Raw genomic sequence first — 506 nt, forward strand, 5'->3', positions numbered from 1 at the left:
TTGATGAGCCGCCTGTTGTGAGATTTAAATTCCATGGATTATTGGCAGTACCATAAAATTTGTTGTAGGTTTGAATATCTGCACATTTAAAGGGTACATTGGTTTTTGCAAAAGGAATGGCTCCAGCACCGACCAATTTATTGACCGAAACAGCATTTTCGGTGGGGACATAGTGTTGGAATTCTGGATTGCCATCGGTACACGGCATGCCTTTCACTTTAAAGGCATCTTTGATGGTCATCGGAATGCCATGTAATTTACCAAGTGGGGCTTGTCGCTTGATGGCGAGGTCAGCCTGATCTGCTAAAATCCTTGCATTGTCATAATCAAATGCAACACAACTATTGATGTGTTTGTTGTATTTATTAATCCGTTCAATCTGTGATTCCAGCAATTCACGGCTACTGATTTGTCCATTTTGGATGGATTGTACTAACGCAGTTGCATCATCATAAACAAAATCTTTTGGCATTTTCTTTGCTTCCTATCAAACAATTCAAGTAGAT

Annotated in this window: 1 protein-coding gene; it reads right to left on the bottom strand. The window is 39.5% G+C overall.

Translation table 11 applies throughout. From position 1 onward, the window contains the following. The coding region (locus Aba26S_RS21045; RefSeq protein ID WP_043975243.1) for an amidase family protein at nucleotides 1-472 on the bottom strand (472 nt) is incomplete at its 3' end. Nucleotides 473-506: the final 34 nt, after the last annotated feature.

Source organism: Acinetobacter sp. NBRC 110496 (assembly GCF_000876115.1).
GTDB lineage: Bacteria > Pseudomonadota > Gammaproteobacteria > Pseudomonadales > Moraxellaceae > Acinetobacter.